Below are 25,082 nucleotides of genomic sequence, written 5' to 3' on the forward strand. Positions count from 1 at the left end.
GAAAGATAGACTGAACGTTACTTTCACTGGTAACGGATCAGGCTAAGGTAAAATTTGTGAGTTCTCTTAGTTGAGAAATTCGAATTTTCGGCGAATGTCGTCTTCACAGTATAACCAGATTGCTTGGGGTTATATGGTCAAGTGAAGAAGCGCATACGGTGGATGCCTTGGCAGTCAGAGGCGATGAAAGACGTGGTAGCCTGCGAAAAGCTTCGGGGAGTCGGCAAACAGACTTTGATCCGGAGATGTCTGAATGGGGGAACCCAGCCATCACAAGATGGTTATCTTGCACTGAATACATAGGTGCAAGAGGCGAACCAGGGGAACTGAAACATCTAAGTACCCTGAGGAAAAGAAATCAACCGAGATTCCCTTAGTAGTGGCGAGCGAACGGGGACTAGCCCTTAAGTGGCTTTGAGATTAGCGGAACGCTCTGGAAAGTGCGGCCATAGTGGGTGATAGCCCTGTACGCGAAAATCTCTTGGTCATGAAATCGAGTAGGACGGAGCACGAGAAACTTTGTCTGAATATGGGGGGACCATCCTCCAAGGCTAAATACTACTGACTGACCGATAGTGAACTAGTACCGTGAGGGAAAGGCGAAAAGAACCCCGGAGAGGGAGTGAAATAGATCCTGAAACCGTATGCGTACAAGCAGTGGGAGCAGACTTTGTTCTGTGACTGCGTACCTTTTGTATAATGGGTCAGCGACTTATTTTCAGTGGCGAGCTTAACCGAATAGGGGAGGCGTAGCGAAAGCGAGTCTTAATAGGGCGTCTAGTCGCTGGGAATAGACCCGAAACCGGGCGATCTATCCATGGGCAGGTTGAAGGTTAGGTAACACTGACTGGAGGACCGAACCGACTACCGTTGAAAAGTTAGCGGATGACCTGTGGATCGGAGTGAAAGGCTAATCAAGCTCGGAGATAGCTGGTTCTCCTCGAAAGCTATTTAGGTAGCGCCTCATGTATCACTGTAGGGGGTAGAGCACTGTTTCGGCTAGGGGGTCATCCCGACTTACCAAACCGATGCAAACTCCGAATACCTACAAGTGCCGAGCATGGGAGACACACGGCGGGTGCTAACGTCCGTCGTGAAAAGGGAAACAACCCAGACCGTCAGCTAAGGTCCCAAAGTTATGGTTAAGTGGGAAACGATGTGGGAAGGCTTAGACAGCTAGGAGGTTGGCTTAGAAGCAGCCACCCTTTAAAGAAAGCGTAATAGCTCACTAGTCGAGTCGGCCTGCGCGGAAGATGTAACGGGGCTCAAACCATACACCGAAGCTACGGGTATCACGCAAGTGATGCGGTAGAGGAGCGTTCTGTAAGCCTGTGAAGGTGAGTTGAGAAGCTTGCTGGAGGTATCAGAAGTGCGAATGCTGACATGAGTAACGACAATGGGTGTGAAAAACACCCACGCCGAAAGACCAAGGTTTCCTGCGCAACGTTAATCGACGCAGGGTTAGTCGGTCCCTAAGGCGAGGCTGAAAAGCGTAGTCGATGGAAAACAGGTTAATATTCCTGTACTTCTGGTTATTGCGATGGAGGGACGGAGAAGGCTAGGCCAGCTTGGCGTTGGTTGTCCAAGTTTAAGGTGGTAGGCTGAGATCTTAGGTAAATCCGGGATCTTAAGGCCGAGAGCTGATGACGAGTTGCCTTTAGGCGACGAAGTGGTTGATGCCATGCTTCCAAGAAAAGCTTCTAAGCTTCAGATAACCAGGAACCGTACCCCAAACCGACACAGGTGGTTGGGTAGAGAATACCAAGGCGCTTGAGAGAACTCGGGTGAAGGAACTAGGCAAAATGGCACCGTAACTTCGGGAGAAGGTGCGCCGGTGAGGGTGAAGGACTTGCTCCGTAAGCCCATGCCGGTCGAAGATACCAGGCCGCTGCGACTGTTTATTAAAAACACAGCACTCTGCAAACACGAAAGTGGACGTATAGGGTGTGACGCCTGCCCGGTGCCGGAAGGTTAATTGATGGGGTTAGCTAACGCGAAGCTCTTGATCGAAGCCCCGGTAAACGGCGGCCGTAACTATAACGGTCCTAAGGTAGCGAAATTCCTTGTCGGGTAAGTTCCGACCTGCACGAATGGCGTAACGATGGCGGCGCTGTCTCCACCCGAGACTCAGTGAAATTGAAATCGCTGTGAAGATGCAGTGTATCCGCGGCTAGACGGAAAGACCCCGTGAACCTTTACTATAGCTTTGCACTGGACTTTGAATTTGCTTGTGTAGGATAGGTGGGAGGCTTTGAAGCGTGGACGCCAGTTCGCGTGGAGCCATCCTTGAAATACCACCCTGGCAACTTTGAGGTTCTAACTCAGGTCCGTTATCCGGATCGAGGACAGTGTATGGTGGGTAGTTTGACTGGGGCGGTCTCCTCCTAAAGAGTAACGGAGGAGTACGAAGGTGCGCTCAGACCGGTCGGAAATCGGTCGTAGAGTATAAAGGCAAAAGCGCGCTTGACTGCGAGACAGACACGTCGAGCAGGTACGAAAGTAGGTCTTAGTGATCCGGTGGTTCTGTATGGAAGGGCCATCGCTCAACGGATAAAAGGTACTCCGGGGATAACAGGCTGATACCGCCCAAGAGTTCATATCGACGGCGGTGTTTGGCACCTCGATGTCGGCTCATCACATCCTGGGGCTGAAGCCGGTCCCAAGGGTATGGCTGTTCGCCATTTAAAGTGGTACGCGAGCTGGGTTTAGAACGTCGTGAGACAGTTCGGTCCCTATCTGCCGTGGACGTTTGAGATTTGAGAGGGGCTGCTCCTAGTACGAGAGGACCGGAGTGGACGAACCTCTGGTGTTCCGGTTGTCACGCCAGTGGCATTGCCGGGTAGCTATGTTCGGAAAAGATAACCGCTGAAAGCATCTAAGCGGGAAACTTGCCTCAAGATGAGATCTCACTGGAACCTTGAGTTCCCTGAAGGGCCGTCGAAGACTACGACGTTGATAGGTTGGGTGTGTAAGCGCTGTGAGGCGTTGAGCTAACCAATACTAATTGCCCGTGAGGCTTGACCATATAACACCCAAGCAATCTGCAGACTCGAAAGAGGCCAGATTGCGGTGTGTGAAGACGAAAGAACCGAAAGTTCGACGCTTACAAAACACCGAAAACTATCCCATACCCAATTTGCTGAAGCGAGGCCAACCGGTCACGAGTCAGTACCCGAATTTCTTGACGACCATAGAGCGTTGGAACCACCTGATCCCATCCCGAACTCAGAAGTGAAACGATGCATCGCCGATGGTAGTGTGGGGTTTCCCCATGTGAGAGTAGGTCATCGTCAAGATTAAATTCCGAAACCCCAATTGCGAAAGCAGTTGGGGTTTTGTTTTGCCTGCGAGAAAGTTCGTACAGCATTCTCGGACGCCTTGCGGCTGTCCTCGTCGGCCGACAATGCTAAGGTTCAGACCTAGCTTTTGTACTTTTCCAAGGAAGCCTTATGCCGGACACTCAGTCCCTCAACGCTGCATTCATGGTGGTTCAGAGCAACAGTCTGGACGAGCTGCGCAGCCTTGTGATCAGCATCATGCGGCGTTATCCGCTGGCTCCTCTGGAAAACGAAATTGCGCTTGTGCAGAGCAACGGCATCGCCCAATGGCTCAAGCTGGCACTGGCAGAGGATCCTGAAGAGGATCCTGAAGAGGATGACTTGGGGGGCTGCGGTATTGCCGCGGCAATTGATGTGCAATTGCCGGGCAGTTTCATGTGGCAGCTTTATCGCATGGTCCTGGGCCGAGATGAGATTCCCGCCAAATCCTTGCTCGACAAGGCCCCACTGACATGGAGGTTAATGCGTCTGTTACCGCAGGTCATCAACCTGCCGCATTTCGAACCCCTGCAACGATTTCTGACCAATGACTCCGACTTGCGCAAGCGCTACCAGTTGTCCGAGCGCCTGGCGGATCTGTTCGATCAGTATCAGGTGTATCGTGCCGACTGGCTCGAGGATTGGGCCGAGGGGCGTCATCAGCTACGAAATGTCAGGGGGAGGTGAAACCGCTGCCCAGCACCAGTTGCTGGCAGGCAGAGCTTTGGCGTGCATTGCTTGAAGATGTTGGTGAGCAAGGCATGGCTCAAAGTCGGGCAGGCGTGCACCAGCGATTCATTGAGTGCATCAACAACCTTGAAAAAGCACCGACAGGCTTGCCGTCACGGGTAATCGTTTTCGGAATCTCCTCACTGCCTGCACAAGTACTTGAAGCATTGGCTGGGCTGGCCCGTTTCAGCCAGGTCCTGCTCTGCGTACACAACCCTTGCCGTTATCATTGGGCCGATATCGTTGCCGACAAGGACCTGCTGCGCCATCAATACAAACGTCAGGCTCGCAAAAGCGGCATGCCCGTAGTACTGGATCCAGAGTCACTGCATCAACACGCCCATCCGCTGCTTGCCGCCTGGGGCAAGCAAGGTCGTGACTACATCAATCTGCTCGACAGCTATGACGACCCCGGCAGCTATCGCGCGGCATTTCGCAATGGTCGTATCGATCTGTTCAGTGAATCAGTCCCGCAAAATATGCTCAATCAACTTCAGGATGACATTCTGGAGCTGCGCCCGCTCAGCGAGACGCGTGAGCTCTGGCCTGAAGTCGATCTGAAGCAGGATCAATCGATTCGATTCCACATTGCCCATAGTGCGCAGCGCGAAGTGGAGATTCTCCACGATCAGCTCCTGGCTCGATTCAGCGCCAGTCCCGAACTGCGCCCCCGCGATGTGATCGTGATGGTGCCCGACATCGATAGTTATGCGCCGCATGTCCGTGCGGTGTTCGGGCAACTGGATCGTCATGATCCTCGGTTTATTCCTTTCACGCTGGCCGACCAGGGACAACGCGGTCGCGATCCATTACTGATCGCTGTCGAACATCTGCTCAAACTCCCTGACAGTCGCTTCCCCGTCAGCGAAATCCTTGACTTACTCGATGTGCCGGCGTTACGCGCACGGTTCGGGGTGGAGGAGCGGGACTTGCCGACGCTGCATCGCTGGATCGAAGGCGCCGGGATACGTTGGGGGATGGACGCTGGCCAACGTGCCGGACTGGGATTGCCAAATGAACTGGAGCAGAACAGTTGGCGTTTCGGACTGAGGCGGATGCTCCTCGGATACGCGGTTGGCGATTCCAGTGCCTGCGCGGGCATTGAGCCCTACGACGAAATTGGCGGCCTCGATGCCGCGCTGATCGGTCCTCTGTCCGCCTTGCTGGATGCCTTGGAGTACTCGCACCAGCAATTGCTCAAGCCTGCGAAACCTCAAGAGTGGGGGAGTCGGTTACAGGTACTGATACAGTTGTTTTTCAATGCGAGCAATGAGCATGACGACTACTTGCTGACTCAGCTTGAGGAGCTGCGGGAAACATGGCTGGAGACCTGTGAATCTGTCGGACTGGAAGACGAATTACCGCTGACCGTTGTTCGCGAGGCGTGGCTGGCCGGGCTGGATCAGGGGCGTTTGTCCCAACGCTTCCTGGCCGGCGCGGTGAATTTCTGTACCTTGATGCCGATGCGGGCAATCCCGTTCAAGCTGGTTTGTCTGCTGGGCATGAACGACGGCGATTATCCCCGGGCACAACCACCGTTGGACTTCGACCTCATGGGCAGCGATTACCGGCCGGGAGATCGCTCCCGCCGTGAAGATGATCGCTATCTGTTGCTCGAAGCACTGCTGTCTGCTCGCCATCAGCTCTACATCAGTTGGGTTGGCCGCAGCATTCGTGACAACAGTGAACGGCCACCCTCGGTGCTGATCGGTCAGTTGCGCGATCATCTCGCCAATGGTTGGCGAACGACTACTGAAAACTCGGATCTGTTGCATGCCATGACCCAGGAGCACCCGCTGCAGCCTTTCAGTTCACGTTACTTCCATGAAGGTGATGAGCTGTTCAGCTATGCCAATGAATGGCAGGTGCTGCATCAACTTCATGAGCCTGCCGAAGTGAAAAGAATGCTTGAACCCCATGTCCAGGAGGAGCCGCTCGGCCTTGCACTGCTGCAGGATTTTCTGCGTAACCCGGTTCGACACTTTTTCACTCAACGCTTGAAGGTTTACTTCGAAGCGGCGCAAGTGCCTCAAGCCGATGAAGAGCCTTTTGTGCTGGATGCATTGCAGCGATACACCCTCAGCAGCAGTTTGCTCGACGCGGCCTTGAGGCATCCGGAGAGTGTTGATCAGGCGCTTGAAGCTCAGGCCCGGCGCCTGCAAAACAGCGGACTGCTGCCCATGGCGGGATTCGGAGAGTGCCTGCAACGAGAGTTGATCGAACCGCTTCCTGATTTGCTGCAACGCTATCAGCAACTGCTGACGCTTTGGCCTACTCCGCTGACCAGTGCGATCCCGATCAATCTTGAATGGCAGGGATTACGCCTGGAAGGATGGCTTGGAGGTTTGCATCAACGCGCCGATGGCGGTGTGCTGTCGGTGACGACGATTCCCAACAGTGTCGGCTCGATCAAAAGCCGCAAATGGCACCGTCTGATCAAGCCGTGGGTCGATCATCTGGTCGCTTGTGCGAGTGGGCTTTCCTTGACCACAGCACTGGTCGCCAGTGATGACACTCTTTTACTTGAACCGATGGAACAGGATCGGTCATGGCGGATACTCGAAGACCTGCTGCTCGCCTGGCAGGCAGGAATGCGCCAGCCACTACCGGTTGCGGTGAAAACCGCTTTTGCATGGCTGGGCCAGAGCGACCCGTTGAAGGCTGAAGCCGCTGCACGCAGAGCCTATGAAGGCGATGGCCAGACTAGCGAAGGCGAGAGACGCGAAAACCCCGCATTGGCGCGGCAGTTCCCGGATTACGATGCTTTGCTGGTCGAGGAGACATTCCCCAATTGGTGTAACGCTCTATACCGCCCGGTACTCGAAGCCCCCTGGCAGTCATTGGCCAGCGAGGGGGTACGTTCATGAGTACACAGCAGCCACTTGCCCTGGCGTTTCCATTGAAGGGCAGTCAACTGATCGAGGCCAGTGCGGGCACCGGCAAGACGTTCACCATCTCCGCTTTGTATCTGCGCCTGATCCTCGGTCACGGAAGTGACGCGAGTGGCTTCGGTCGCGAGCTGCTGCCACCGCAGATTCTTGTAGTGACCTTCACCGATGCGGCAACCAAGGAGTTGCGCGAGCGCATCCGCACACGTCTGGCCGAGGCCGCACGCTTCTTCCGTGACGAGACGCCGCCTCCTGATACGTTGATCGATGAGCTGCGCGCGCAGTTCGATCCTCAGCAATGGCCCGGTTGCGCCAATCGCCTGGACATCGCCGCGCAATGGATGGACGAGGCTGCGGTCTCGACGATCCACAGCTGGTGTCAGCGAATGCTGCGCGAACATGCGTTCGACAGCGGCAGCCTGTTTACCCAGACCCTGGAAACCGATCACAGTGATCTGCTTGGCGAAGTGCTCCGGGATTATTGGCGCCTGTTCTGCTATCCGATGCAGGGGGATGCCCTGAATTGGGTTCGTACTAACTGGGGAGGTCCGGCCGCCCTGTTGCCTCGTGTACGTGCTCTCTTCGGCACTGAACGTGACGGCAAGGAGGACAGATCTCCAGCTGAATTGATCGAAGAGTGCCTGCAGGAACGCCGCGCAGCATTGGTTGAATTGAAAAAGCCCTGGCAGCAGTGGGCAGGCGAGTTGCTCGCCATTTGTCATCAGGGCGTCGCCAACAAGACGGTCGACGGGCGCAAGATGCAGGCCCGCTACTTTGAGCCCTGGTTCGAGAAGCTCAAGGCCTGGGCGGAAGACGAGTCGCTGGAACAACTGGATATCGGTACCGGATTTACCCGGCTGACGCCGGACGGCATGGCCGAAGCCTGGAAAGGCGAGCCCCCGAGTCATCCGGGACTGGACGCGATGTCGAGGCTCAAGTCGAGTCTCGACGGGCTGCCGACGCCTGACGCGGCTGTGTTGCAGCACGCTGCCAAATGGGTAGGTTCGCGCTTTGAGGAAGAGAAGCGCAGACGTGCCGAAATGGGCTTCGATGACATGCTGCTGCGCCTTGACGCAGCCTTGCAATCCGAAGGCGGCGAGCGCCTCGCCACGCTTATCCGCGAGCAGTTTGCGGTCGCCCTGATCGACGAATTTCAGGACACGGATCCGGTGCAGTACCGGATCTTCGAAAACATCTATCGCATCGAGGAAAACAATCCCGAGACCGGACTGTTTCTGATCGGTGATCCGAAGCAGGCGATCTATGCCTTCCGTGGCGCGGACATCTATACCTACCTGCGCGCGCGAATTGCCACCACCGGGCGACTGCATACGCTGGGTACGAACTTCCGCTCCAGCCACGGGATGGTCCGCGCAGTAAACCAGGTGTTCGAGCGCGCCGAGTCCCGTGAACAGGGACGCGGTGCGTTTCTGTTTCGAGAGAAAGACGGTGACAATCCGGTGCCGTTTCAGCCTGTGGATGCTCAGGGACGCAAGGAGCATTTACAGATTTCCGGGCAAGACGTTCCGGCGCTGAACATCTGGCGTTTATCTACCGAGCAACCAGTCTCCGGTGCGGTCTACCGCCAGCAGCTGGCGGCGGCCTGCGCCAGTGAAATTACTGCCCTGCTCAATGGCGGACAAACCGGCAGCGCGGGTTTCGCGCAGGACGGCAAGGATTTTCGCGGGCTGCAGCCGGCGGACATCGCAATTCTGGTGCGCGATGGCAAGGAGGCTCAAGCGATACGCGGTGAGCTTGCCGCCCGTGGGGTGCGCAGCGTCTATCTGTCGGAAAAGGATTCAGTCTTCGCGGCCCAGGAGGCCCATGACCTGCTGGCCTGGCTCAAAGCCTGTGCTGAACCAGATGTCGAGCGCTCGCTAAAGGCAGCCCTGGCCTGCATTACCTTGAATCTGCCGTTGGCTGAACTCGAACGCCTGAATCAGGATGAGCTGGTCTGGGAAGAACGAGTCATGCAGTTCCGGGCCTATCGCGAGATCTGGCGCAAACAAGGCGTGCTGCCGATGTTGCGGCGCTTTCTTCATGACTTTCATCTACCGCAAACCCTGATCGCTCGCAGTGATGGTGAGCGGGTGCTGACTAACCTGTTGCACCTGTCGGAGTTGTTGCAGCAGGCAGCCTCGGAACTGGATGGCGAGCAGGCGCTGATCCGGCATTTGGCCGAGCACCTTGCGTTGTCCGGTCAGGCGGGTGAGGAGCAGATCCTGCGCCTTGAAAGCGACGAGCAACTGGTCAAGGTCGTGACGATCCACAAGTCCAAGGGGCTTGAGTATCCGTTGGTGTTTCTGCCCTTCATCTGCTCGGCCAAACCCGTGGACGGCAGCCGGCTGCCGTTGCATTACCACGATGCATCCGGCAAAGCTCAGGTCAGTCTCAAGCCGGATGCCGAGCTGATTGCCCTGGCCGACAATGAGCGTCTGGCGGAGGATCTGCGTTTGCTCTACGTCGCGCTGACCCGGGCACAACATGCCTGCTGGCTTGGTGTTACGGACCTCAAACGCGGCAATAACAACAGTTCGGTTCTGCACCTCTCGGCACTTGGCTATCTGCTGGGCGGTGGCGCATCCCTGAGCGAGTCCAGCGGTCTGACCCGATGGCTCGACGATTTGCACCAACATTGTCCAGCGCTGAACATCGTGGAAATGCCACTGGCAACCAGCGAGCGTTACCAACCACCCCGCAACGAGGCAACCCCAAGTGCCACGTTGATCCCCAAACGCAAGGCCAGCGAAAACTGGTGGATCGCCTCCTACAGCGCATTGCGCATCAGTGATGTGTTGAGCGTGGGCAGTGATGAAGCACCTGACAGTCCCCAGGCGCAGAAACTGTTCGACGACGAGCGCCTAGAGCCCGATGCTCCCCGCGAGATCATTCCGGGAGGCGCCGAGATTCATCGTTTTCCCCGAGGGCCGAATCCGGGGACGTTCCTCCATGGACTGCTCGAATGGGCAGGTGATGAAGGTTTCGCGGTTTCGCGCGAGTCGCTGGAAGACGCGATCGCCCGGCGCTGCAATCGTCGTGGCTGGGAAGGCTGGATCACGACTCTCAGCGACTGGTTGCAGCATCTGCTCAAATCGCCGATGCCGGCAGGCGCCGGTCGACCTTCAGTCGTGCTGGAGCAACTGAAACAGTATCGGGTCGAGATGGAGTTCTGGTTCGCCAGCCACAAGGTCGATGTCGTCAGACTCGACGAGCAGGTGCGCAAGTTCACCCACAACGGCGTTGCCAGGGTGGCCGCCGAGGCCGTACAACTCAACGGCATGTTCAAAGGCTTCATCGACCTGACCTTTGAGCATGCCGGTCGTTACTACGTGGCGGACTACAAATCCAACTGGCTGGGCGTCGATGATGCCGCCTACACCGAGCAGGCCATGGAACAGTCGATTCTGGAAAACCGCTACGACCTGCAATACGTGCTGTACCTGCTGGCACTGCATCGTCAGCTCAAGGCCCGCCTCGCCGATTACGATTACGACCGGCACGTGGGCGGTGCGCTGTATCTGTTCCTGCGGGGTACACGGGCAGACAGCGGTGGCGTGTATTTCGCGCGGCCGCCACGGGAGCTGATCGAGCGTCTGGACCGGATGTTCCAGGGCAAACCGGAACCGAAATCCGAGCCGGTATGGGAACAGGGAGAATTGCTATGAGCCGCACCTTCGCGCACTTGTCGCCGATTGCGCTGGATGCAGACAGTCTTGCTCGACTGACGCCCCTGATGCAGGCCGAGGACTTGCTGCAGTTACTGACCCACTGGGTAGAGCGAGGGTGGCTGCGGGCACTGGACAAGGCATTCGTGACGTTTCTTCATGAGCTGGTGCCAAACGTCGACCCGCTGGTTCTGCTTGCCGCCGCTTTGACCAGTCACCAGCTCGGTCATGGTCATGTGTGCCTGGATTTGTTTGAAACCCTCAAGGCTCCTGACTTTGCCCTGTCCCTGCCACCTGAGGGGGATGCGCAATCCGGCGTGTTGTTGCCATCGCAATTGCTTGAGTCACTTGAAGGCGCGCACTGGTGCAAAGTGCTGGCCGGCAGCCCTCTGGTGGCGCTGGCTGCCGACGAGAGTGAGTCTGCACGGCAATGCCCTCTGGTGCTGTCCGGTAAGCGCCTGTACCTGCGTCGGTACTGGACCTATGAACGACGTATCGACACGGCACTGCGCCAGCGTTTGGCAGAGCCTGAACCGACGCCGAATGATCTGTCGCAGCGACTGGACGAGTTATTCGGATCGGCAAAGTCATCCGGCGCGATCGACTGGCAGAAACTCGCCTGCGCACTGGCGACCCGGGGTGCCTTCAGCATCGTCACGGGCGGGCCGGGCACCGGCAAGACCACCACGGTCGTGCGTTTGCTGGCGTTGCTTCAGGCTCCGGCGGTCGAAGCCGGCCAGCCTCTGCGTATTCGCCTGGCTGCACCTACGGGTAAAGCGGCAGCGCGGCTGACCGAGTCCATCAGCCAGCAAGTGCAATCGCTGGAGGTTGCCGAAGCCGTTCGGGAGAAAATTCCTTCCGAGGTGACTACCGTTCACCGCCTGCTCGGCAGTCGTCCCGGCACTCGACACTTCCGCCATCACGCGGGTAACCGCCTGCCATTGGATGTGCTGGTGGTCGATGAAGCGTCCATGATCGATCTGGAAATGATGGCCAACCTGCTTGATGCGTTGCCTTCACATGCTCGCCTGGTGTTGCTGGGCGACAAGGATCAACTGGCCTCTGTCGAGGCCGGTGCGGTTCTGGGGGATCTGTGTCGCGATGCCGAGGCGGGTTGGTACAGTCCGCAGACACGTCAGTGGCTGGAGTCCGTGAGCGGGGAGTCCTTGCAGGACAGCGGTTTGCACGAGGACGGCGACGGTACTCACCCGCTGGCGCAGCAAGTGGTGATGTTGCGTCACTCGCGGCGTTTCGGCGAGGGCAGTGGCATCGGCCAGCTTGCGCGCCGGGTGAATCAGCAACGGCCGGATGAAGCTCGTCACTTGCTGGCAGCGCGAAGCCATGACGACGTGTATTCGCTGGCGCTCAAGGGAGAGCATGACCGTGCACTGGAACGCCTCGTTCTGGACGGGCATGGCGAGGGCCCTCATGGTTTTCGGCATTACCTGAGCGTCTTGCGCAATCAGCGCCCGCCCGTCGGTGCCTCTCTTGAATATCCCGGTTGGCTCGATTGGGCGCGAGCAGTCTTGCAGGCGTTCGATACGTTCCAGTTACTGTGTGCCGTGCGCAAAGGGCCGTGGGGTGTCGAGGGGCTGAACCTGCGAATCACCGAAGCACTGCTCAAGGCGCGGCTGATCGACAGCGACCAGCAGTGGTATGAAGGCCGCCCGGTCCTGATGACCCGCAATGACTATGGCCTGGGGCTGATGAACGGTGATATCGGTATCGCTCTCAAACTGCCCGAACGAGATGGACCGAACGCTGGTGAACCGGTGCTGCGGGTGGCGTTCCCGCGTAACGATGGGCGCGGAGGGGTGCGGTTTGTGTTGCCGAGCCGGCTCAATGATGTTGAAACCGTGTACGCCATGACGGTGCACAAGTCGCAAGGCTCGGAGTTTGCCCATACCGCGTTGATCCTTCCCGACACCCTGAATCCGGTATTGACCAAAGAGCTGATCTACACCGGCATTACCCGAGCTAAACACTGGTTCACCTTGATCGAACCGCGAGCCGGGGTATTCGAGGAAGCGGTGCAGCGCAAGGTCAAGCGCTTGAGCGGTCTGATGCTGGAACTGGAGGAAGGCGCGGCGCTTCGAGGATGAAGTTGCCAGTGATTGCCGGCGTTATCTGACCGACCGGTCAGAGGGGGCTGTATCGCTGGCGTTCCAACGCTGTGCTATCGTTGCGGCATCATTTCGTAACGATCCAAGAGAATCCCTGCATGAAGCTGGCTGTCTGGGCGACAGAGCGCGTAGTTGGCAGCAAGCGAGCGTTGCTTGCCGTTCTGCTCTGTTTGCTCACAGGCGGGGTTGCTGCCCAGCCGCAAACACCGGTCGGTATGGCTGAACAACGAGCCAAATCCGTCACTCAGGTGGTCCTTGGCATCCTCAGTTACGCCCGTTGGCCGGTCGAGCCTGCGCAATTGCGCCTGTGCATCGTCGGCCCCACCGAATACACCGACGATCTGGTGAAAGGCACGACCCAGGCCACGGGCCGACCTGTCACGGTGCGTCGTCTGCTAGCCGACAACCCGTCCATCGTCAGCGAGTGCGATGCAGTGTATATCGGCAAGCTCACCGCCGATGAACGCAGCCGTCTGTTCGCTTCGCTGATCGGTCACCCGGTATTGAGCATCAGCGAGGGCGGCGATCAATGCACGGTCGGCAGTCTGTTCTGCCTGCGGGTCGGTGATGAGCAGGTGTCGTTCGAGGTCAATCTCGACTCCGTCGCCCGCAGCGGCGTGCGCATTCATCCTAGCGTGCTGCAGTTGTCGCGCCGCAAGCCGGCGGCTCCATGAGACGCGACAAATCCACAGGGCGTCCGACCCTGGGTTCGGTCATCGGCCGCGGGCACTTGATCGTGGCGCTGGTTGCCGTGGCGATGGCCAGTGTGTCCCTGACCCTGCTGGGCGTTTTGGCGCTGCGGGTCTATGCCGATCACAACCTGCACCTGATTGCTCGTTCGATCAGTTACACCGTGGAAGCGGCGGTGGTGTTCAACGACAAGCCTGCCGCGACCGAGGCGCTGGCGTTGATCGCCTCGACCGAAGAGGTGGCGGACGCGCAGGTGCTGGACAGTCAGGGTCAGTTGCTGGCGCGATGGCAGCGACCGGAAAACGGTTTGTTTTCCGGGCTGGAAATGCAGATCACGCGGATAGTGCTGGAAAAGCCGATCAGTCTGCCGATCCTGCACCAGGATCGCGAGATCGGCCGGATCCTGTTGATCGGTCATGGCGGCAGCCTGATGCAGTTTCTGTTGAGCGGTCTGGCGGGCATCATTCTCTGCACGGCGATTAGCGCCTGGGTGGCGCTCTATCTGGCGCGCCGTCAGTTGCGCGGGATCATCGGCCCGCTGCACAGCCTGGCGGGGGTGGCTCACGCCGCCCGCAGCGAACGGGCACTGGACCGGCGCGTACCTCCGGCGAAAATCGCCGAGCTCCACAACCTCGGCAACGACTTCAACGCTCTGCTCGATGAATTGGAGTCGTGGCAGACCCACCTGCAAAACGAGAACGAAACCCTTGCCCATCAGGCCACTCACGACAGCCTCACGGGACTGCCTAACCGGGCGTTTTTCGAGGGTCGCCTGATTCGTGCATTGCGCAGCGCCAACAAGCTCAACGAGCGCGTGGCGGTGCTGTTTCTGGACAGTGATCGTTTCAAGGAGATTAATGACAATTTTGGCCATGCGGCCGGCGATGCGGTGCTGGTGGCGGTAGCGAACCGGGTGCGGGCGCAGTTGCGCGAAGAGGATCTGGTGGCGCGTCTGGGCGGCGATGAATTTGCCGTGCTGTTGACGCCGTTGCACAAGACCGAAGACGCCGAGCGCATCGCCGACAAGATTCTCGCCAGCATGGACACCCCGATTGCATTGCCGGGCGACACCAGTGTGGTGACCTCGCTCAGTATCGGCATTGCGGTTTACCCCGATCATGGCGCCACGCCCGGTACCTTGCTCGATGCGGCCGACGCCGCGATGTATCAAGCCAAACGCCTTTCGCGTGGCGCCCAATTCACCGCCGGGTCGGAGCACCCGGTCGATCCCGTTCAAACCAGGAGCTGATGCCCGTGTTCTCAATTTCCTTTCGACTGTTTTCCACCCTGTTACTGACCGCCATGCTGGCCCTGACCGGATGCCAGACCGCTCCGCAAAAAGGCCTGACACCGGCGCAGATTGCCGTGCTCAAGCAGCAGGGCTTTGAACTGACCGACGACGGCTGGGAGTTCGGCCTGTCGGGCAAAGTACTGTTTGGCAGTGATGTCGAAAGTCTGAATAAACAAAGTACCGATATCGTCGAACGCATCGGCAAAGCTTTGCTCGGTGTCGGTATCGAGCGGGTCCGCGTGGATGGGCACACCGACGCCTCGGGCAAGGAAGCCTACAACCAGCAGCTGTCCCTGCGCCGGGCAAAAAGTGTCGGCAAAGTGCTGACCTCGGTCGGCATGAAGGAAGAGAACATCCAGCTGCAAGGCCTCGGCAGCCGCGAACCGGTGGCCTCCAACGACACCGCCGCCGGCCGCACCGAAAACCGCCGCGTGTCGATCGTGGTCAGCGCCGACTAGTCGGCGAACTGCATCTCCCGGGTCTGTCCCATCAACAGACCCTGATTGCGCTCCGTCACTTCGCGGATGTAATCCCACAACAGGGTGATCCGCTTGAGCTTGCGCAGGTCCTCCCGGCAGTACATCCAGAACTGCCGGGTGATGTCGATTTCCTCCGGCAACACCGGCAACAGGCGCGGATCCTGGGCCGCGAGGAAACACGGCAGAATCGCCAGCGAACGCCCCTGCTGCGCCGCCACGAATTGCGCGATCACACTGGTACTGCGCAAGTTCGCGCTGGCGCCGGGCACCACGTTTGCCAGATACAGCAGCTCCGAGCTGAACGCCAGGTCATCCACATAACTGATGAATTGATGCTTGCCCAGATCGGCGGGGCGGCGGATCGGTGGGTGCTTGTCGAGGTATTCCTGGGTCGCGTAGAGCTGCAGGCGGTAGTCGCAGAGTTTGCAACACACGTACGGCCCGTGTTCCGGGCGTTCGAGGGCGATGACGATGTCGGCTTCGCGTTTGGACAGGCTGATGAAGTGCGGCAGCGGCAGGATGTCCACCGAAATTGCCGGGTAGGCGTCGACGAAGTGGCTCAGTTGCGGGGTGATGAAGAAACTGCCGAAACCCTCGGTGCAGCCCATGCGCACATGCCCGGACAGCGCGACGCCGGATCCGGACACCTGCTCACAGGCCATGTGCAGCGTGCTTTCGATCGACTCGGCGTAACTCAGCAGACGCTGCCCTTCGGCGGTCAGTACGAAACCGCTGGTACGGGATTTCTCGAACAGCAATGTGCCCAACGCGGCTTCCAGCGAACTGATCCGCCGTGACACGGTGGTGTAGTCCACCGCCAGGCGTTTGGCCGCGGTGCTGGCCTTGCGGGTACGGGCGACTTCGAGGAAAAACTTGAGGTCGTCCCAGTTCAGCGAGCCTAAAGACGTGATGTTTTTTTGCATGATGGACGGGCTTATATGTGCGTTCTTATTAGAAGTTTGCACATCTATACTCCAAAAACAGTCCGACAACCAATTCGCGACACACGCCTCATCTCAAGGCGAACCTTTCGCCTTGGCTCCCAAGATAAAAACAATTTCTGGAGACCAGCATGAACGCATCGCTTACGCCCAACGAAACCACGGTCCAGAAGGTCAAGCTGCTGATCGACGGCGAGTGGGTCGAATCGCAGACCACCGAGTGGCACGACATCGTCAACCCGGCGACCCAGCAGGTGCTGGCCAAAGTCCCGTTCGCCACTGCCGCTGAAGTTGATGCTGCCGTCAGTGCTGCCCAGCGCGCCTTCCAGACCTGGAAGCTGACCCCGATCGGCGCACGCATGCGCATCATGCTCAAGCTGCAAGCGCTTATCCGCGAACACTCCAAACGTATCGCCGTGGTACTGAGCGCCGAGCAGGGCAAGACCATTGCCGATGCCGAGGGCGATATTTTCCGTGGCCTGGAAGTGGTCGAGCACGCATGCTCCATCGGCAGCCTGCAAATGGGCGAGTTCGCCGAGAACGTGGCCGGCGGAGTCGACACCTACACCCTGCGTCAGCCAATCGGCGTCTGCGCCGGCATCACGCCGTTCAACTTCCCGGCAATGATTCCGCTGTGGATGTTCCCGATGGCCATCGCCTGCGGCAACACCTTCGTGCTCAAACCGTCCGAACAGGATCCGCTGTCGACCATGCTGCTGGTGGAACTGGCCATCGAAGCCGGCATCCCGGCGGGCGTGCTCAACGTCGTGCACGGTGGCAAGGACGTGGTTGACGGCCTGTGTACCCACAAGGACATCAAGGCGGTTTCGTTCGTCGGATCGACCGCCGTCGGCACTCACGTTTATGACCTCGCCGGTAAACACGGCAAGCGCGTGCAATCGATGATGGGTGCGAAGAACCACGCCGTGGTGCTGCCGGACGCCAATCGCGAACAAGCGCTCAATGCCCTGGTCGGCGCCGGTTTCGGTGCGGCCGGTCAGCGTTGCATGGCTACCTCGGTGGTGGTGCTGGTGGGCGCGGCCAAGCAGTGGCTGCCGGATCTGAAAGCGCTGGCGCAGAAACTCAAGGTCAACGCCGGCAACGAGCCGGGCACCGATGTTGGCCCGGTCATTTCGAAAAAGGCCAAGGCGCGGATTCTCGATCTGATCGAAAGCGGTATCAAGGAAGGCGCGAAACTCGAGCTGGACGGTCGCGACATCAGCGTGCCGGGCTACGAGAACGGCAACTTCGTCGGCCCGACCCTGTTCTCCGGGGTTACCACCGACATGCAGATTTACACTCAGGAAATTTTCGGCCCGGTGCTGGTGGTGCTGGAAGTCGACACCCTCGATCAGGCCATTGCCCTGGTCAACGCCAACCCGTTCGGCAACGGCACCGGCCTGTTCACCCAGAGCGGTGCGGCGGCGCGTAAATTCCAGACTGAAATCGACGTTGGCCAGGTCGGTATCAACATCCCGATTCCGGTGCCGGTGCCTTTCTTCAGCTTCACCGGTTCGCGCGGTTCGAAACTCGGCGACCTCGGCCCGTACGGCAAGCAAGTGGTGCAGTTTTACACCCAGACCAAAACGGTCACGGCGCGCTGGTTCGATGACGACAGCGTCAACGACGGCGTGAACACCACCATTAACCTGCGCTGAGGAATGGCCATGAAAATCGCATTTATCGGTCTGGGCAACATGGGCGCGCCGATGGCGCGCAACTTGATCAAGGCCGGGCATTCGCTGAACCTGGTGGACCTGAACAAAACCGTGCTGGCGGAACTCGAGCAACTGGGCGGCACCATCCGTGCCTCGGCCCGCGAAGCCGCAGAAGACGCAGAGCTGGTGATCACCATGTTGCCGGCCGCCGTGCATGTACGCAGTGTCTGGCTCGGTGAAGACGGTGTACTGGCCGGTATCGGCAAAGGTGTGCCGGCAGTGGATTGCAGCACCATCGATCCGCAGACTGCTCGCGACGTGGCGGTAGCGGCCGCCAAACAAGGCGTGGCCATGGCCGATGCACCGGTGTCCGGCGGCACCGGCGGCGCCACGGCGGGTACGTTGACCTTCATGGTCGGCGCCACCCCGGAACTGTTCGCCACCCTGCAACCGGTGCTGGCGCAGATGGGCCGTAACATCGTGCATTGCGGTGAAGTCGGCACCGGGCAGATTGCCAAGATCTGCAACAACCTGTTGCTCGCTATTTCGATGGTCGGCGTCAGCGAGGCGATGGCCCTCGGCGATGCGCTGGGGATCGATACCGGTGTGCTCGCCGGGATCATCAACAGCTCGACCGGTCGTTGCTGGAGTTCGGAAATGTACAACCCGTGGCCGGGCATCGTCGAAACGGCGCCGGCCTCGCGCGGTTACACCGGTGGCTTCGGCGCCGAGCTGATGCTCAAGGATCTGGGGCTGGCTACCGAAGCGGCACGTCAGGCCCATCAGCCGGTGGTGCTGGGCGCGGTGGCGCAGCAGTTGTATCAGGCGATGAGTCAGCGCGGAGAGGGTGGCAAGGACTTCTCGGCGATCATCAACAGCTATCGCAAGCCGCAGTAATCGTCGTCAGGCCTGTGCTCGGCACAGGTCTGTATTGCCGGGAAATCACGTCGGGTGGTTTCCCGGCTTTTTTGTATCAGGCGAACACGAAATATTTGCGCACGGTCTCGACCACTTCCCAGGTGCCTTTCATGCCCGGCTCGACGACAAAGATGTCGCCGGCACGCAGATGGATCGGCTCCATGCCGTCCGGGGTGATGACGCAGTAGCCTTCCTGGAAATGGCAGTACTCCCACTTCACGTAGTCCACTCGCCACTTGCCCGGCGTGCAGATCCAGGTGCCCATGATCTTGCTGCCATCTTCGCTGGTGTAGGCGTTGAGGTTGACGGTGTGCGGGTCGCCCTCGAGCTTTTCCCATTTGCAGGCGTCGAGTACTGGCAGCGGGTGGGTGTTGCGCAGAACGGTGATAGGTGCGGTCATTGGTGAGTTCCAGAGCGGGCCTTGAAGCGGAAGCTGCACCCTATAGCGCCGGGTACTTTGCCAATTGTCTGGGCTCGACATTCAGTTGCTCATAAACGCAGAAGCCAATTGCACTGAACGGTTAGTCAATAACCCTGAAACTTTACTTGAAGGGATGTACTGATCTGGAACAAAGGTTATGAACTTATAACAAAATTACTTGATTTAATTTGTCAGGTGATATGTCGGGGCGTCCTCGCTAAGTTGCCTTCCATAGTTGACCATGAATGCGGCCGGCGCGCTCCACCCTACGCAGACTTTGTTAAGTAAATATGTCGCTCCGACCAATCGCTCGCACCAATCGAGTGCAGCATTTACGGGGCTTGTGCACGTCCGTCTCAGATCAATAAAAAACTTTGAATAGTTCGTTGACTCTCCCCTTAAGGGCAGAGTTTAGATTTCCGCCGCGTGAGAAGTTGCTGTAGGAAAAGTTACTTCTCGTATGCGGAAAATATGAGTCAGCCACGACATATATAGGGAGATAGAAATGAACAATCCATTGGACTTGGAACAGGTCATTGGCAGCACCCGCGCCATTCTCGCGCAGTTGTTGGTAATGAGCGCTGATGAAATCGATGAGCACAGCAGCATCGTCGAAGATCTGGGGGCGGATTCGCTGGACATCGTCGACCTCAGCTTCCAGCTGGGCCGTCAGTATGGCTGCACCTTGCCCAAGACCAGCGTGCTGGACCACGCGGTGGCTGTCTGCGGGGATGCCAGCGAGTTTCTGGCCAATGGCCGGATCACCGAAAACGGCAAGGCCCTGCTGGAGCAGAGCCTGAGCGCCTATGCGCCGGACCAGCTCAATGCCGGCATGCAACCGGCGCAGGTGTTCGCGGCCACCACGGTTCTCAACTGGGCGCAGCAGTGCCGCAATCTGTTCAATTACCTGCCATCGAGCTGCCCTGACTGCAACGCCCATCAAGCCGTGCTCAACGAGCGTCAGCAAGTGGTCTGCGGTGCATGCAGCGCACGACTGGTGCCGGCCGATGGCGACGAAGTCTCCCGTCAACTGGTCGAGCAGTTTGTGGCCACTCACGTCAAAGAGACGGTGTAGGAGCTCACATGCGGGCACGAGAAGTCTATGTGAGCGGGTTCGGCCTGGTGGCGCCCATGGCGCTGGACGCTGCCACGTTGTTCGAGCGCATCTGCCGGAAACAATCCTGTGTCCGCGAACATCCCCGGTTCCAGGCACTGGGGTTTCGCAACAGTGCGGCCGGGTTTATCGATGACGCGCAGTGGCAGCGGATTGCCGCCGGATTCGGTGGTAATGCAGCGCTGCACCCGCGCCAGAGCGTGCTGGCGGAGTATGTCGCGCGTCAGGCATTGCAGCACGCCGGTCTGACACCGGCCGACTTTGCCCACAGCCGCAGCGGCCTGTTCCTGGGGGCCAATAAATACTGTGCCGACAGTCACGATTTGCAGCGGGTCAGTCGGTGCATGGATGACACGGGGCGAGTCGATCTGGATCGTCTGCTGGAGCATCCGGCACCGTCGAGCGCTGCGTTCGCGCGTCGGGTCGATCAACAGACTCAACACTTGGCGGACTGGCTCGGTATACGCGACTGCATCTCGACCCACTCCGACGCCTGTGCCGCCGGCACCATGGCCATCGGCAGCGCCTACCGGGCGATCGAGCGCGGTGAAGTGGATCTGGCAATCTGCGGTGCCGTGGAGCTGATGGCCAATGAGCTGCCGTATTACATGTTCAACAGCCTGGGCGCGCTGTGCCAGGCCGACCTGCCGGCAGGCGAGCAGAGCCGCCCGTTCATGCCGGATCGCAGTGGTTTTGTGCTCAGCGAAGGCGCGGCCCTGGTGATTCTCGAATCTGCCGAGCATGCCCAACGACGCAAGGCCAGGCCATTGGGACGAGTGTTGGGCTACGCCAATGTCTGCGAAGCCCAGAAGATGACCTCCAGCAGCCGGGATGGTAGCAAGTACGAGGAATGCATGGACGCTGCAATCGAGGATGCCGGGCTGCTGCGCAGTGCCGTGCAACACGTCAATACCCACGGGACTTCCACCCAGGCCAACGACAGTTGCGAGGCCCTGGCCCTGCAACGACTGTTTGGCGAATGCCAGGACTTCATGACCTTTACCGCCAACAAGTCGGCCATGGGGCACTCCCTGGCGGGCAGCGGTGCCATTGAGGCCGTGCTGTCGCTGATGACGTTGGGCGACGGTGTGCTGTTGCCGACCTTGAACTATGAGCCAGAGCGTGCCGAGTACCCTTCATTGAAGTTCCTCAGCGAGCCTGTGCGCCAGCCGATCAACGTGGTGATGTCCAACTCCTTCGGGTTCGGCGGCGTCAACAGCTCGCTGGTTCTGGGGAGGGCATGACATGAACAGAGCCCTCTACATCAATGCGGCTGCCGTGCTCAATGCGGCCGGCAGCGAATGCGCCGACCTGCTCGCGACACCGCCGGCGCCACAACCGCTGGCCTTCGACCCGCAACGCAAGGCCTTGGCTTTGCCCGCGCCGCGCCTGGCCAGCGATCTGTTCGATCGCAAGATCCAGCGCAGCGTCGAGCCCCAGGGGTTGCGTCTGCTGCACTGCGCCGCACGCCTGGCACCCGCGCTGGCGGCGCTGCAACTGCCTGCTGCGCGCATTGCCCTGACCGCCGCCATTCCGGAGGTGGATGCGCCAAGCCCTTGCTGGGATGCAGTGCAAGCGATCCTCGAACAGCCGCAAAAACAGTTGTCGCAACTGTTGGCCAACACCCCGCCATTGCATGCGTTGACGCTGCTCAACAGCAGTGTGATGGCTTACGTGGCCGAGGCACTGAATTGCCATGGCCCGATGGGCGGCTTCTGCTCCCAGGACAATGCCGGACTCGATGCGTTGATCGAGGCCTGTCAGCAAATTGCCGAACAACACGCCGATGCGGCGCTGGTGGTCAGCAGCAGTCCGAACCTGACACCGGCCCTGTACCTGCGCGAGCCCGCTCTGGCGGACGAGCCGGTTTACGGTGAAGGCGCTGCGGCGCTGTTGCTCAGTTCGACACCGGTACAGGACGCCACGCAGATCTTGCGCGTGGCCGGGTTTGCCCGGGGCTACAGCGCGGATCCGCAGCGCACGCTGGCCGTCGGCAAACGAGTGATCGAGCGCGCCCTGAGCCAGGAAAAACTGTGTCTGGGTGACGTTGCCAATGTGGTGGCCAATTCCGCCGACCGGCAACTGATGAGCCTGTTTGAATCGACGCCACAACGCCTGCGCAGTGTCAGTGCAATGACCGGCGAACTGGGCGCCAGCGGATTGCTGACCGAGGTCGCCATGGCTTTGCACCACAGTCGCGACGCAGGCACCGTGCCTGGCTACACGTTGCTCGTCAGTCATGGTCGCGCCGGTCACTGGGGCGCATTGCTGTTGGCCAGTGAAACCCTGGAGAAGTACGCATGAGTGCGACACGGATTGTGATCACCGGAATGGGCGCGGTAACCGGATTCGGTTTCGAATGGCAAACCCTCTGGGAAAAAATGCTCGGCGCCGAACACTGCGTGCGCCCCTGGCAGCCGCAAGACCTGCAGGAGAATGAGTTTCCTGTTCGCTACGCGGCGCCCGTGGACATGGCGTTGTTGCCCGGGCATTTGCGGAACCACCCGGCCTGGACGCTGCCCCTGGAAAAACGCAGTCGCTTTGGCTGGGTGGCCGCCACCCAGGCCGTCGCCGACAGCGGGTTGAACCCCGAGCAGATGCGCGATGCTGCCGTGCTGTGTGCTTCCGGGGCTCCGCAACACATGCTCGCCGACATGCTCCTGACCCAGGCGCCGGACGGCAATGCACCGGACTGGCAACACTTGGTGGCGCGGGCAACAGAAGTCAGCGCCGAGGGCTCTCTGCGCCAGGCCAACGATCGGCTGGCGCGAGTGATTGCCGACGACCTCGGTTGTGAAGGCCCGGTGATCAATATCAGCAGTGCCTGTGCCGGCGCATCCCAGGCGATCGGCAATGCGTTCCAGATGATTCGTCGTGGCGAAGTGAATGTTGCCGTGGCCGGTGGCGCCGACTCGGTGCTCAACCTCGACACCATGGCCGCTCTGTACCTGCTGGGCGCAGCCTCGGGCGAGCAGCGCTGGGGAGCCGATCTGTGCCGGCCGTTCGATCGTGACCGCAGCGGTCTGATTGCCGGCGAGGGCGGTGGTTTTGTTGTACTGGAAAGTCTTGAGCATGCCCTGGCACGGGGGGCGACCCCGTATGCCGAAGTGCTCGGATACGGCAGCAGCCTGGATGCCTACAAGGTCACCGCACCACAGCCAGAGGGGCGGGGCGCCGCGCTGGCCATGCAAGCGGCGCTGGACGATGCCGGGTTGCAGCCGCAGCAGATTGACCTGATCAATGCCCACGGCACCTCGACGCCCCTCAATGATGTTGCCGAGACCCTGGCCATCAAGCAGGTGTTCGCTCAGCACAAGCATTACCGGGCGCTGGCCGTCAGTGCCAACAAGTCGCAATTCGGCCACCTGATCGCAGCGGCCGGGGCGCCGGAGTGCATTGTCACTGCGCTGGCCTGTCTGAACGATCTGGTCACACCCACCGTGAATCTGCACGAGGCCGATGAACGCTGCGATCTGGATTATTGCGCCGGTCAGGCCGTCAGCCGTCGTGTGGATTACGCCCTCAGCAATTCCTTTGGCTTCGGCGGCCTGAACACTTCGCTGGCCCTTGGCAAATATCGGGAGCACGGACAATGACTAGCGCCACTGCACGCATTGCCATCGCTGGCAGCGGTTGTGTGTTGCCCACAGGTTGGGGCGTCGAGGGTTTCTGGGTGGCGGCCCGGGAAGGTCGCAGTGCGATCGGGCCGCTGCAAACGCCGCTGTTTCACAGTGAACGCATCGCCGCGTTCGGACAGATCGATGACGCCACGCACCAGCGCAGTCGTCAGGACGTTGTGCAAAACCTGCAGCGTTACTGCCCGCCGGCGGTGATCTGGGGCGTCAGCGCGGTGCGTCAGGCGCTGGCCGAGGCCGGCGTCGAACCCGGTCAGGACGGTTTGCGTTATGGCCTCTATTGCTGTCAGGGCGGGTATACCCATCCGTCGGTGGCTTCCTATGGGGAACTGCTTCAGGAGTCCCGGACCGACAGCGCAGCCGACATGAACCGCCTCGCGCAGCAAGTGTTGCAGGAGCGTGCGCTCGATCCGTTTCTGGTACTCAAGAGTCTGAGCAACGGCTTGCTCGGTGTGGTCAGTCTGGCCTTGAAGCTGGAGTGCGAGTGCAACGCCTACATGCAGGGCGTGGCCGGCAATCTGGCGGCATTGCGCCAGGCGCACAGTGCCTTGCAGAGTGGACGCATCGACGTGGCCATCGTGGTCGGGGCCGGCAGTGAGCTCGACCCGCTGGCGCTGTCCACGCTCGCCGAAGCGGGCGTGATCAGTACCGATGGGTCCCAACAGATGCTCGCCTTCGACCGCCAGGGTTCGGGCGGTATTGCCGGCGAAGGCGCTGCTGCACTGGTGCTGCGGCGGGCCGCGGATCTGCCGCCGGGACCGCAGACCTGCCTGTCGGCGCTGTTCGCGCACCCGCGTCTGGACGCTCTGAGCCTGCCGGACAAACAGGTCGATTTGCTAATCAGCAGTGCCACCGGCGCTGCGCACAAGGACGCCGATCTGGCCCGCACACTGGCCCGTACCGGCGCCGCACACATCACCAGCAGCACGGCGTTGACCGGCATCCTCAGCGGTGCGCCGAGCCTGGTCGACCTGATCCTCGCCCGCCAGATGCTGCAGGCCCAAAGCATCGCGCCGATTGCCGGGCTGACGCAGCCGGTGGATACGCATCTGCCGTTTGTATCGGGCGAACCACGGGATGCCGTTCTGCACGATTGCCTGGTGATCAACCGCGACGACAACGGCTTCAGCGCCTGTTACCAACTCGACTTGCAGGCGGACGACTGACCGCTTCAAGGCAATACATCGCTTCTGAATTTTTACTCAAGGGATAT

The 25,082-nt window shown here is 59.7% G+C and carries 14 protein-coding genes, 2 rRNA genes and 1 pseudogene; 15 read left to right on the top strand and 2 right to left on the bottom strand.

All coding sequences use genetic code 11. From position 1 onward, the window contains the following. Positions 1-135 precede the first annotated feature (135 nt). The 8 genes and pseudogenes from R1A29_RS03015 (at position 136) to R1A29_RS03050 (ending at position 15,161) form a co-directional block, all read left to right on the top strand. Positions 136-3,025, top strand: a 23S ribosomal RNA gene (locus R1A29_RS03015). A gap of 155 nt (positions 3,026-3,180) precedes the next feature. Next, positions 3,181-3,296: ribosomal RNA gene (gene rrf, locus R1A29_RS03020) — 5S ribosomal RNA — on the top strand. Between the two features lie 153 nt (positions 3,297-3,449). Then, positions 3,450-6,913, top strand: a pseudogene (gene recC / locus R1A29_RS03025) (exodeoxyribonuclease V subunit gamma). Next, a complete protein-coding gene (gene recB / locus R1A29_RS03030; protein WP_438300610.1) occupies positions 6,910-10,599 on the top strand; it encodes an exodeoxyribonuclease V subunit beta in 3,690 nt (1,229 codons plus the stop codon). The pseudogene recC and the gene recB overlap by 4 nt, the downstream one beginning before the upstream one ends. After that, positions 10,596-12,701 (top strand): exodeoxyribonuclease V subunit alpha, encoded by a 2,106-nt coding sequence (recD, locus tag R1A29_RS03035; protein ID WP_438300611.1) that lies wholly within the window; start codon positions 10,596-10,598, stop codon positions 12,699-12,701. Before recB ends, recD begins: the two co-directional genes overlap by 4 nt. A gap of 119 nt (positions 12,702-12,820) precedes the next feature. Further along, entirely contained in the window at positions 12,821-13,396 is a 576-nt protein-coding gene (locus R1A29_RS03040) for a YfiR family protein (RefSeq protein ID WP_114881328.1), read from the top strand. Then, positions 13,393-14,661 carry a diguanylate cyclase domain-containing protein gene (locus R1A29_RS03045; protein WP_248738396.1) on the top strand — a complete coding sequence of 423 codons (1,269 nt, stop codon included), beginning with the start codon at positions 13,393-13,395 and terminating at the stop codon, positions 14,659-14,661. The genes R1A29_RS03040 and R1A29_RS03045 overlap by 4 nt, the downstream gene beginning before the upstream one ends. Further along, a complete protein-coding gene (locus R1A29_RS03050; protein WP_438300612.1) occupies positions 14,661-15,161 on the top strand; it encodes an OmpA family protein in 501 nt (166 codons plus the stop codon). The genes R1A29_RS03045 and R1A29_RS03050 overlap by 1 nt, the downstream gene beginning before the upstream one ends. Here R1A29_RS03050 and R1A29_RS03055 read toward each other — a convergent pair. Then, positions 15,158-16,105, bottom strand: a complete 948-nt coding sequence (locus tag R1A29_RS03055; protein ID WP_432218510.1) for a LysR family transcriptional regulator — start codon at positions 16,103-16,105, stop codon at positions 15,158-15,160. The two genes, R1A29_RS03050 and R1A29_RS03055, sit on opposite strands and share 4 nt — an antisense overlap. 149 nt (positions 16,106-16,254) lie before the next feature. On the opposite strand from R1A29_RS03055, the gene R1A29_RS03060 reads away from it, so the two are divergent. Together R1A29_RS03060 and mmsB are read left to right on the top strand one after the other, a co-directional pair. Next, on the top strand, positions 16,255-17,781 hold the full coding sequence (locus R1A29_RS03060) for a CoA-acylating methylmalonate-semialdehyde dehydrogenase (protein ID WP_438300613.1): 1,527 nt from the start codon (positions 16,255-16,257) through the stop codon (positions 17,779-17,781). A 9-nt stretch (positions 17,782-17,790) separates the two neighbouring features. Then, positions 17,791-18,678, top strand: a complete 888-nt coding sequence (gene mmsB / locus R1A29_RS03065; RefSeq protein ID WP_438300614.1) for a 3-hydroxyisobutyrate dehydrogenase — start codon at positions 17,791-17,793, stop codon at positions 18,676-18,678. Positions 18,679-18,754: 76 nt separating this feature from the next. On the opposite strand, the gene R1A29_RS03070 is transcribed toward mmsB, so the two are convergent. Then, the gene (locus R1A29_RS03070) at positions 18,755-19,099 is read right to left on the bottom strand and encodes a cupin domain-containing protein (protein ID WP_438300615.1); all 345 of its coding nucleotides are present in this window, start codon (positions 19,097-19,099) and stop codon (positions 18,755-18,757) included. A gap of 526 nt (positions 19,100-19,625) precedes the next feature. Here R1A29_RS03070 and R1A29_RS03075 point away from each other — a divergent pair. Genes R1A29_RS03075 through R1A29_RS03095 form a run of 5 tightly spaced genes read left to right on the top strand, consistent with a single transcriptional unit; the run spans position 19,626 to position 25,035 of the window. Next, positions 19,626-20,195 carry an acyl carrier protein gene (locus R1A29_RS03075; RefSeq protein ID WP_438300616.1) on the top strand — a complete coding sequence of 190 codons (570 nt, stop codon included), beginning with the start codon at positions 19,626-19,628 and terminating at the stop codon, positions 20,193-20,195. Between the two features lie 8 nt (positions 20,196-20,203). Beyond that, on the top strand, positions 20,204-21,478 hold the full coding sequence (locus R1A29_RS03080; RefSeq protein ID WP_438300617.1) for a beta-ketoacyl-[acyl-carrier-protein] synthase family protein: 1,275 nt from the start codon (positions 20,204-20,206) through the stop codon (positions 21,476-21,478). Position 21,479: 1 nt separating this feature from the next. After that, a complete protein-coding gene (locus tag R1A29_RS03085) occupies positions 21,480-22,538 on the top strand; it encodes a beta-ketoacyl synthase (protein ID WP_438300618.1) in 1,059 nt (352 codons plus the stop codon). Next, positions 22,535-23,830, top strand: coding sequence for a beta-ketoacyl-[acyl-carrier-protein] synthase family protein (locus tag R1A29_RS03090; protein WP_438300619.1), 1,296 nt, complete (start codon positions 22,535-22,537; stop codon positions 23,828-23,830). The genes R1A29_RS03085 and R1A29_RS03090 overlap by 4 nt, the downstream gene beginning before the upstream one ends. Further along, the gene (locus tag R1A29_RS03095; protein WP_438300620.1) at positions 23,827-25,035 is read left to right on the top strand and encodes a beta-ketoacyl synthase N-terminal-like domain-containing protein; all 1,209 of its coding nucleotides are present in this window, start codon (positions 23,827-23,829) and stop codon (positions 25,033-25,035) included. The genes R1A29_RS03090 and R1A29_RS03095 overlap by 4 nt, the downstream gene beginning before the upstream one ends. Positions 25,036-25,082 lie beyond the last annotated feature (47 nt).

Origin of the sequence: Pseudomonas sp. NMS19W (assembly GCF_051554255.1) — a bacterium.
Lineage (GTDB): Bacteria > Pseudomonadota > Gammaproteobacteria > Pseudomonadales > Pseudomonadaceae > Aquipseudomonas > Aquipseudomonas kribbensis.